Genomic DNA, 8,708 nt, shown 5'->3' with positions numbered 1-8,708 from the left:
ACCATACATGCCGGAAGAATGCAGTAAAATCAATAGTTTTAGGCTGTATTTTTGTTAATCAGCAGACACTATTTAAACATATTTTTCATAATCGATTCCTTTTTGTATAATAGGACAATAGGGATCGTCCCCAAATAAAGTTACAATTGTAATCTCAGGCACCCAAACAGAAATAAGAGTCTACTCTTATTAATTTGCTGACACAACTTTATAACTTTAAAAAATAGAAAATAAAATAAGATACAAAGCACTTTCTAATATTAGTAATTTTGTAAATAACCTTTTAATATAAAGCTCCAAATATTCCCATACTTGCTACACCCATTATGATTCCTGCCATCAGAACTCCCAATGCGCAGGCCAATACGCTTGTTTTAAAGTCTAAATCAAGGATACTAGCCGCTAATGTACCCGTCCATGCACCAGTTCCTGGTACTGGAATGCCTACAAACAATAATATTGCAAAAAACATTCCTCTACCTGCCTTTTCCTGTAATTTTATACCAGCGTTTTCTCCTTTTTCAAGACAAAAAGTAAAAAATTTACCGATGAAAGCCTTATCTTTTCCCCAAATTAATATTTTACGTGCAAAAAAGAAAATAATTGGAACAGGCAGCATATTTCCCATAATGCTGATAATATATACCGGCAAAACTTGAAGCCCCATTCCAATCCCTAATGGTACTGCAACTCTAAGTTCAATAAGGGGCAGCATAGAAACTAAAAATACTATTAAGTAATTTTTCATTAGATTTTACTCCTTCTCTTCAGTTATATTGTACAGAAAATGCTCAGAATTTCCTGCTTTGTATTGGATTTCAAGCATTGGTTTTCTGACTTTTAAATGTTTTTGGGAAAAATTAGAAAAATAGAAAGATGTTATGCTCTGTCATTATTATAGCATGGGATGCTTTATATTACAAGCAAAGAAATGTATCGATATATAATATTTATCTAATAAATTAAAATCTAATCCAATAGAATACCGGAACAGAAAGAATTGTAATCTTATTTTTTGAAATTTTTATAACTATCATTATGCAGCCTCCTCTTTAGTAATTTATCATATTAGCACAGTCTGAATAAAAAACCATGATGTATTCGGTTACTGAAAATGTAACCGAATCACATCATGTCTTTATAAAAAGTAACAATTTTTACTTGGAAAATGTATTTTTCTAAAAATCACTTTTACTTAATATGCCAGATGAAACTAATATCAGCAATAATGTAATAACCAAGGCTATTGTTACTGTATGTGATAAGGCTAAGTATCGTCCTGCAATACTACTAAATCCATAGAATAAAATAGAACCCATTGATATCATAATACTTTGGAAAGAAAGGGCTCTTGCCCGAAAAGATGTATCAAGATTTTTCTGAAATAATTGATACTTCACAGGGGCATAGAGACTAAATATAATACTTTGTAAAATATATAAAAATGGAACAATCCATACATTTATGTTTAGGGCATAAGCAGGAATGGTTATAATTACCTGAATTGCAGGAAGCACGTACAATAACGTTTCGTTCCTCATGTATTTTTGCAAATTTGGAGTTAATAAGCCAAATAAAGACGAAATAACAAACTGAAAGGCAATTATAATACCAATAATATTTGAAGTTAATCCAAATTGCTGTAAATAAAGTGCATATAAATCCTGCACTCCTACATAGGAAAATGCTTTTGCAAAATCGATTAAATATAAAGCAAATAAAATATTTCGTTGATTAACAGGCAATTTATATCTTTGCCCTTTTTCTTTTTTAGGACTTATATTTTCAGTCTTTTTTTCTTTCATTAATAAAATAGTACAGGTTGTAACAAAAAGAGCAAAAATATCGATACAAATCGCTAACGAATATCCTAAATTATGAATAACAATACCTCCCATAACAGAAGAAAGAGCCAACGCAAAATAGAAAATGATTCGTTCCACTGCATTCCAATGAACTAGCAATTCATTGTCTATACTATCGACAAACAAAGATTCTACTGAACCACTAATAAATGTATATCCAAGCGCTTGTATAAAGACAAATATGTATGCAGTAATAGCTTGATTATTCATTGTCAAAAGCAGTAAATATGATAAAATCATTAATATCATTCCTAAAATTCCACTAAATTTTCGGCCATAACGATCTGCTACATAACCAGTAGGAACTTCTAATAAAAATTTAGTTGCCTGATACAAAAGAAAAACACTAGAAACTAAAGAAAGCGACAAACCAATATCTGATAAATAAAGCGAAAGAAAGGAAGACATTATATTTAAATTAGAAAAAAATACAAATAGCATATAAAATTTTATATTTTTTTTAGTTTTCATTTTCATATACTCCTTTTCCATTTCTTAATTTTTGTATTTCTTTCGGTAAAACAAAATTTAATATACCAGAAAAGTCTGGACAAACTACTTCCCCTTTTTTTAAATTTTCTCTTGTAAGACGTCCGCTACATCCTCCGCCACAAAGATATCTATATTTGCAATTTCTACATTTTTCAAGATTAAATATTGTTCGATCGTGATAATATGAAACCAATTTGTCATCAATTTCTACATTTTGATCTTTTATTTTTCCCACTAAATAATCTTTATTACCCATTCCCCACCAACATTTATAGACCCCACCATTATTATCAATTATATATTGATTTCGCATTGCACTGCACATTTTAATCTTAGGAGAAAAATTCTTTTTTCCCAGAATACCATCAACAATTTTGCAACCATGGTATGCAATATACAAGTTTTCTAACGTATCATCCTGGGATTTTAATTCATACAAATATTTTAATGCTTCCAATTCATCTATTACATTTTCAAAATCATAACAACCTTCCTGCTGCATAATATATACATAAAATTCTACATCTGAATTTTTCTTAATAATGTCACCCAGTTCTTTTATTGATTTAATATTTTTTTCCGTTATATTTATTCGGACAGAAATATTTTTAATATACTCCTTAATACTCTGTAAATTTTTTACAATAACATCATATGTCCCTAGACCTTCATGGGTAATCCTTATATCATCATGAATAGTTTTTCCACCATCTAAAGTTATCTGAATATTTTCGATAGAATATTTCCTGAAAGTTTCTAAATAAGAATCTATAGTTGTACCATTAGTAACAATTGATACAGGAAACTCCCTAATATTGCAATTTTTAAAAATTTTTTCAATTATACCCTGATTTTCACAAAGTAACGGTTCCCCTCCTGTTAACAACATTGGAATATTTTTTCTATCAAAAACACATTGGTAATTTTGCTCCAATTTACTAATTATAGAATCTATCACTTTAAATAATTCCTCAATATTATTATTTAGATTCAAGAAAGAATCAGAATTTTTTTTATATGCTTTCTCAAAGCAATAATAACAATTAAGATTACATTCAAAAGTTGGTATGTAGATAAAATTTGGTTCCTCCTTATTAGATTCATCAATTAATTTATTATTAAAGCTCTTTATAAATTTAAAATATTTTTCCTCATTTTCAAAAGCATACTTTCGCTCTATTAATTGATATTTTGTCTGATTATCTATGTTTTCTATATCTTTTTGCTGGATTTTATTTACAATTTCACAATTTACTAAATCCGCATTCCCATTTATAAGATTAACAATGATTGATTCCTGGTCACTTATTTTTACGATTTCTAACTCATTAATAAGATACATAAAATTTATTACCTCTCATTTTTATCTGAAATTTTTACAGCAAAGAAGTCTTAAACTATTTTTAGCTTAAGACTTCTTTTTTGTGCTTTATCCTACTTATTAGCGTATGCACATAATCCACGTTCGCTTGTAGCGGATACATTATTGTTGTTTAATGCCTGCATTCTTTTCATCTCCTTCCTAATAACAAACGAACAATTATTTCTAAATTCGCCTGTTTCTTTTGTACACAAATAATTTACCACAATTTCAGCAAAAACCCATGACGTATCCGGTTATATTTCTACTAACCGAATACGTCATGGGCTTTTCACTAAGCTAATATTACAATTTCCATATATAAAGGAGGTGCGATATGCATAAAAAAATATTAAAAAACATTCTTGTTCTCACGTTATTATTAAATATTTTTAACTTCAAACAATTTTTAGGCGGCAGAACCATCGAACATCCTGTTTTAAATGATAGAGTGCAATTATATTGCATTTTAGAAGAACATAATTAATCATTATCATTTCAACGAACTAATCCCATGATAAAATTCCAAAATATCTTTTGAATATTTATCATACTCAGGATAAAATTTCGCCAACTGATATGCAAGCCAGACATAGTACTTTGCCTGTTCCATTTTTTCTTTCGGTTCTAAACTCTTCTCTATTTTCTTAACTATATTCCATCCGATATTAAAATATAAATTAAACAGGCAATTTGCTTTGTTTTTCTTTATCAACCATCTTATCTCTTCTAAGCATATCTGTATACTTTCATCATACCTGCCATTTAAACCAAGTAAATTGGAGTAATTTGTATTTATTAAATATCTTGGCCTGTCATCACAGATAACATATTTTCCCTGAAAATATCTTCTTATATTTCGAAAAATAAACTCTGCTTTTTCAATTTCACCCATAATACCCAAATAAGTTGCTATATTATAAAGTATCATCATCTCTGTTTCGGATATCTGAAAAAATTCTAAACTTAAAAATTTTTCATAATTATCAATTGTAAGTTCAAGCAGATGTTCCAATTCTTTAATTGCCGTTTCTCTTGAAATTTCATTTCTCCGAAATTTCAAAATAGTTTCAACCCGGCCTGCATACTGACGGTTTTCGGGATATTCCATTGACATATGATGTTTATTTTTTATATCTTCCAATATTTTCTCAGCCATATTCCAATCCTGCCTGTCAATGGCATAAAGCAGTTTTTTCATCTTTTCCTGCAAATCCACTGTTTCACACTGAACTGGAAAAGTATAAAGTTCCCCCGTCTCACCCATCCTTTGCATAAGCTGTGTAAACTTATCATTTGTAGGATTTATCTGGCCGTTTTCATACCGGGAAAGGGTAGCCGGCTCACAGATAAACTGGGAGAGTTCTTCCTGGGTCATGTTTTTTGCAAGGCGTGTATATTTTATAATTGCTGATTTACTGTACTCTGCCATAGTTCAATTCCCTCCTCCGTCAATTCTCCCCTATGGCTCATGTTTATAATTTTTAATGCAGTCATAAAATTACTGTCTTCCTGGGTAAATTCTTTCCCCATTTTCTCCCTTACATCTTTCAAAAGAGACATAATCTCATATAAATCCCACAACTGATACTCCCGAATCATTTCTTCCCTGGCCTTTAACAGCATTTCCTCCGCCCCTTCAAAATCTGAATTCTGACAGGCAATGTCAGACATGCGGTATAGGATATGGGGATAATACATCACCCGTTTTTCATTGTCCCAGGAAAATTCTTCCATATATTTCTTTAATATATGAAACATTTCATTAGACTTCTGTTTTTCCCCTGTAAGGTACAGACATTCCGCCATCTGAAAAATAAGCTCTGTCTCAGTATTTGTTAAAAGGATACCGCCTTCACTTTCCTTTAAGGCTTCTTCCATTTCCGTGCACTGCATCGCTTCTTTAAATTTCTTTACTGCCAGGCTCAGATTTCCCTCTTTTTTAGAAATTTCCCCTTCTTTTAGCAAAACATACTGCATATGAAGTGAATGGCAGCTTTTTATGCTGTCCTTATAATGACCAAGACTGTCTTTTGCCATCTCAATATCATCCTCCCAGATGGCATTTTCTATTTCTTTCCGCAGCATAATCTGGCGGTACTCCTCGTCCGACAACACAAACTCAAACTGATACGGAAAAATCCCCAATCTCTCCAAAAGCGAATCCGCCATTATCTTTTCCGGCATCCGCTCATCATTTTCATACCGTGATAATGCCATAATGGAGCATAATCCTCTGCACAGTTTTGTCCTTTTGACATTTTTTACTTTTCTGTTGCTTTCCATTAATTCTCCAAAGGTATTTTCATGTATCATTTCTCCGCTTGTCCTTTCAAATTTTTTATCTGAAATGTGTCTGCAGGTAATTTTATAGTATCACACCCCATGGATTGCTTCAATCATTTGTCAAAAAAGCGGAATAATACCACCATTATTTCTCATTTTAATCCATATTGAGAAATTCAGCCGGCGTCATAATCATCGGATTCTTCAAACCTGATTCCAGTGACAATAAGGCCATTGAAAGAAATTTATCCAATGCCGCAGATATAAGGACATTCGTATCAATCAGAATCCTCATGCATTTTCGTCCTCATTTCTCAGTTCTTCTACAAGCTCCATAACATCATCGTCAGATGTGAGACCCACCCGCTCTGCTTCGCCTGCCATTTCCCCTTGGAGCATCTGCATGGCATAGACAGCTGAATTAACGATACGGACAGTACTACCCTCCACAATAAAAGAAATATGGTCTCCGCTTGTTACGCCAAGCACTTCACGGACATCTTTTGGTATCGTAACCTGTCCTTTTGCCATGACCTTTGCATTGTCAACAAAAACATTTGCCAACATACCTTTCACCTCCAATCTTATTAAACATTAGCAGTTCAATAAGCATATAATGTAAGTAGGGATTTCCCTACTTACATTATATGTGGCTGCCGAAGAAAAATCAAATGAAATAACAGTTTTTAAGTTTACCCTGGCAGCAGAATAATTCTTGTAATTTTCTCTATTCAGAAGTATGATAAAAATAGTAGAAAGGAAGTGTTAAAATGACTACTGTAAGTCTTAGATTTGATGATGAACTGAAAAAACAACTGGATGAAATGTGTGATGAGATGGGAATGAACCTCACTACTTTCTTTATGATTTATGAAAAAAAGCTTTACGGGAACGTCGAATCCCATTTGACATAGCTGCCCCTTTGGATCCTTTTTACTCCGATATCAACATAAAACAATTAAAAAAGGCAAATCAGCAAGTAAAAAACGGACAGATAATCGTAAAAACTATGGAAGAATTAGAGGCTATGGAACGTGAGTAAAAATACTTTTGCTGAGGATACATGGGATGAATACCTTTATTGGCAGTGCAGGATAAAAAGATAAGCTTGTTTATTTCATTATTAATGAATGTATTGTTGTAATTCAATGCAAAGGACACTATAACGACAAATAAATCTTATACATTACCACTGTGTTACAACCTCTCCCTCAAAAACTCCAAAACCTTCTCATAATTTTCCGGCTCATGGGGAAAAGTGCAGTTGCTGCAGTCTTTGATCCTTCTCCCTCCCGATTCCCGAAAAACCGGATTTCCAGGACAATCTTCATATCGGTTCATAGGGCAGTAGCAAAACAGACAGTTAAACTCCTCCCCCTGCATCCCCTTATGGCAGGGAAAATATTTGCAGTCCTGATTTTTAAAATATTTATGGCTGTTTTCCATATATCCTCCTGGGAAATCCTTTTATTTTTCTATCTTCTCAATCACACAGCTATGGGGTATCCTCAAGGAGTTTTTCTGATACCTTCAGTATTTGCATAACCTCCTGCCAGCCGCCGCCAATCATCTGTGCAATATCAAAACGAAGCCCGTCAAAGTCCATATCCATATAGATTTTCAGCGCTTCATAAGTTTCTGTGGAAGTCCAGTAATTTTCCAAATCCTGACAGTTCATTGCCTCTACTACAGATTTTGGATTATAAATATGCCTGAATTTTTTAAACATATATCCATCATACCAATTGCTGACTTCCTCAAAATCCATCTCAAAACGCCGGCACAGCTCTTTTACTTCCTCCTCTGTAAAACCAGTAAATTCTTCCAATATTTTTTGATTTGTCATAGAATATTCCCTGAACATATTCAGTGCTGAGTGCTGTCCGTATTTTTTTACCGGAAGAATCTCTGTCATGTAAGCCATTGCCACATATGGCTGGTCTTTTAATAAATTTTGTAAAAAATCAAGGTATCGTTTGTGCAAATCCTCTGACTGCTGCCGCTCCCGCATCACACAATCCCACTCATCTATGAGAAAAATAAATTCCAATAGAATACTCCCCCTGTACATTCTGCTTATACCAGCCTTTTATCTTTAGTATACCCAAATATGTAAAAAAATCAATGAGTTTCTTTTAAATCAGACATCTTTCATTTATGGGATTTTTTGTAGACTTTTGGAAGCATATCATGTAAAATATTTTATATTGGAAAATTACATTAGGAGGAATGAAAATGAAAAAATGTCCGAATTGTAATAAAGAATATGACGACGACAAGGTATCCTGTCCGGAATGTGGAGTTTCTCTGATATCGAATGACGCCGCCGGACAGTATAACCAGAATAGTAACCTCAATCAGGGCAGCGTATATGCTTATCAGAATCCTGTGAAAGAAGAAGAGAAAGGGATGTCCATTGCTTCCATGGTACTTGGAATTGTTGGATTTATTGCATGGTGCCTTCCCATCGCAGGATATCCGGTGACCATTGTAGGACTTATACTGGGAATAAAGGGAATGAAGAAAGGCGGCAGAGGAATGGCAATTGCCGGTATCATTATGTGTTCCATTACATTGCTGCTGACTCTGATCAATTCAGTGTTGGGTGCGGTAATGTCAGCAACCGCTTATATGCAATTTTTTTCTTAAATTTTCTCTTTGGAAAAAGCAGGATATCCACTAGATATCCTGCTCAATATCTTTCC

At 32.9% G+C, this 8,708-nt stretch carries 10 protein-coding genes and 1 pseudogene; 3 read left to right on the top strand and 8 right to left on the bottom strand.

Annotation, left to right across the window (positions count from 1 at the left end):
- Positions 1-283: 283 nt before the first annotated feature.
- The 3 genes from D7Y06_RS16850 to D7Y06_RS16840 all read right to left on the bottom strand — a co-directional run bounded on the left by D7Y06_RS16850 (position 284) and on the right by D7Y06_RS16840 (position 3,699).
- On the bottom strand, positions 284-748 hold the full coding sequence (locus D7Y06_RS16850) for a COG2426 family protein (protein ID WP_120408907.1): 465 nt from the start codon (positions 746-748) through the stop codon (positions 284-286).
- A 430-nt stretch (positions 749-1,178) separates the two neighbouring features.
- Positions 1,179-2,336, bottom strand: coding sequence for an MFS transporter (locus D7Y06_RS16845; RefSeq protein WP_158591398.1), 1,158 nt, complete (start codon positions 2,334-2,336; stop codon positions 1,179-1,181).
- Positions 2,326-3,699 (bottom strand): radical SAM/SPASM domain-containing protein, encoded by a 1,374-nt coding sequence (locus D7Y06_RS16840; RefSeq protein ID WP_120408906.1) that lies wholly within the window; start codon positions 3,697-3,699, stop codon positions 2,326-2,328. Before D7Y06_RS16840 ends, D7Y06_RS16845 begins: the two co-directional genes overlap by 11 nt.
- Before the next feature lie 355 nt (positions 3,700-4,054).
- Between D7Y06_RS16840 and D7Y06_RS26045 the strand changes: the two genes are divergently transcribed.
- Positions 4,055-4,204, top strand: coding sequence for a hypothetical protein (locus D7Y06_RS26045; RefSeq protein WP_158591397.1), 150 nt, complete (start codon positions 4,055-4,057; stop codon positions 4,202-4,204).
- Between the two features lie 6 nt (positions 4,205-4,210).
- On the opposite strand, the gene D7Y06_RS16835 is transcribed toward D7Y06_RS26045, so the two are convergent.
- The 3 genes from D7Y06_RS16835 to D7Y06_RS16825 all read right to left on the bottom strand — a co-directional run bounded on the left by D7Y06_RS16835 (position 4,211) and on the right by D7Y06_RS16825 (position 6,570).
- A complete protein-coding gene (locus tag D7Y06_RS16835) occupies positions 4,211-5,149 on the bottom strand; it encodes a helix-turn-helix domain-containing protein (RefSeq protein WP_120408905.1) in 939 nt (312 codons plus the stop codon).
- Positions 5,119-6,033: a hypothetical protein gene (locus tag D7Y06_RS16830; RefSeq protein WP_120408904.1), complete on the bottom strand. Its 915-nt coding sequence runs from the start codon at positions 6,031-6,033 to the stop codon at positions 5,119-5,121. The genes D7Y06_RS16835 and D7Y06_RS16830 overlap by 31 nt, the downstream gene beginning before the upstream one ends.
- Positions 6,034-6,294: 261 nt before the next feature.
- Entirely contained in the window at positions 6,295-6,570 is a 276-nt protein-coding gene (locus D7Y06_RS16825) for an AbrB/MazE/SpoVT family DNA-binding domain-containing protein (RefSeq protein ID WP_120408903.1), read from the bottom strand.
- 203 nt (positions 6,571-6,773) lie between these two features.
- On the opposite strand from D7Y06_RS16825, the gene D7Y06_RS26580 reads away from it, so the two are divergent.
- Positions 6,774-6,917, top strand: a complete 144-nt coding sequence (locus D7Y06_RS26580; RefSeq protein WP_199714739.1) for a hypothetical protein — start codon at positions 6,774-6,776, stop codon at positions 6,915-6,917.
- 283 nt (positions 6,918-7,200) lie between these two features.
- Here the strand turns inward: D7Y06_RS26580 and D7Y06_RS16815 are convergent, their stop codons facing one another.
- Together D7Y06_RS16815 and D7Y06_RS16810 are read right to left on the bottom strand one after the other, a co-directional pair.
- On the bottom strand, positions 7,201-7,449 hold the full coding sequence (locus D7Y06_RS16815; RefSeq protein WP_120408902.1) for a cysteine-rich small domain-containing protein: 249 nt from the start codon (positions 7,447-7,449) through the stop codon (positions 7,201-7,203).
- Positions 7,450-7,558: 109 nt separating this feature from the next.
- Positions 7,559-8,050, bottom strand: a pseudogene (locus D7Y06_RS16810) (AAA family ATPase); the annotation flags it as partial.
- A 188-nt stretch (positions 8,051-8,238) separates the two neighbouring features.
- On the opposite strand from D7Y06_RS16810, the gene D7Y06_RS27225 reads away from it, so the two are divergent.
- Positions 8,239-8,652, top strand: coding sequence for a DUF4190 domain-containing protein (locus D7Y06_RS27225; protein ID WP_243119367.1), 414 nt, complete (start codon positions 8,239-8,241; stop codon positions 8,650-8,652).
- Positions 8,653-8,708: the final 56 nt, after the last annotated feature.

Origin of the sequence: Roseburia sp. 1XD42-69 (genome assembly GCF_003612565.1) — a bacterium.
Taxonomy (GTDB): Bacteria; Bacillota; Clostridia; order Lachnospirales; family Lachnospiraceae; genus Roseburia_B.
The sequence above is the reverse complement of the archived record's forward strand: the minus strand, read 5'-3'. Positions and strand labels throughout refer to the sequence as shown.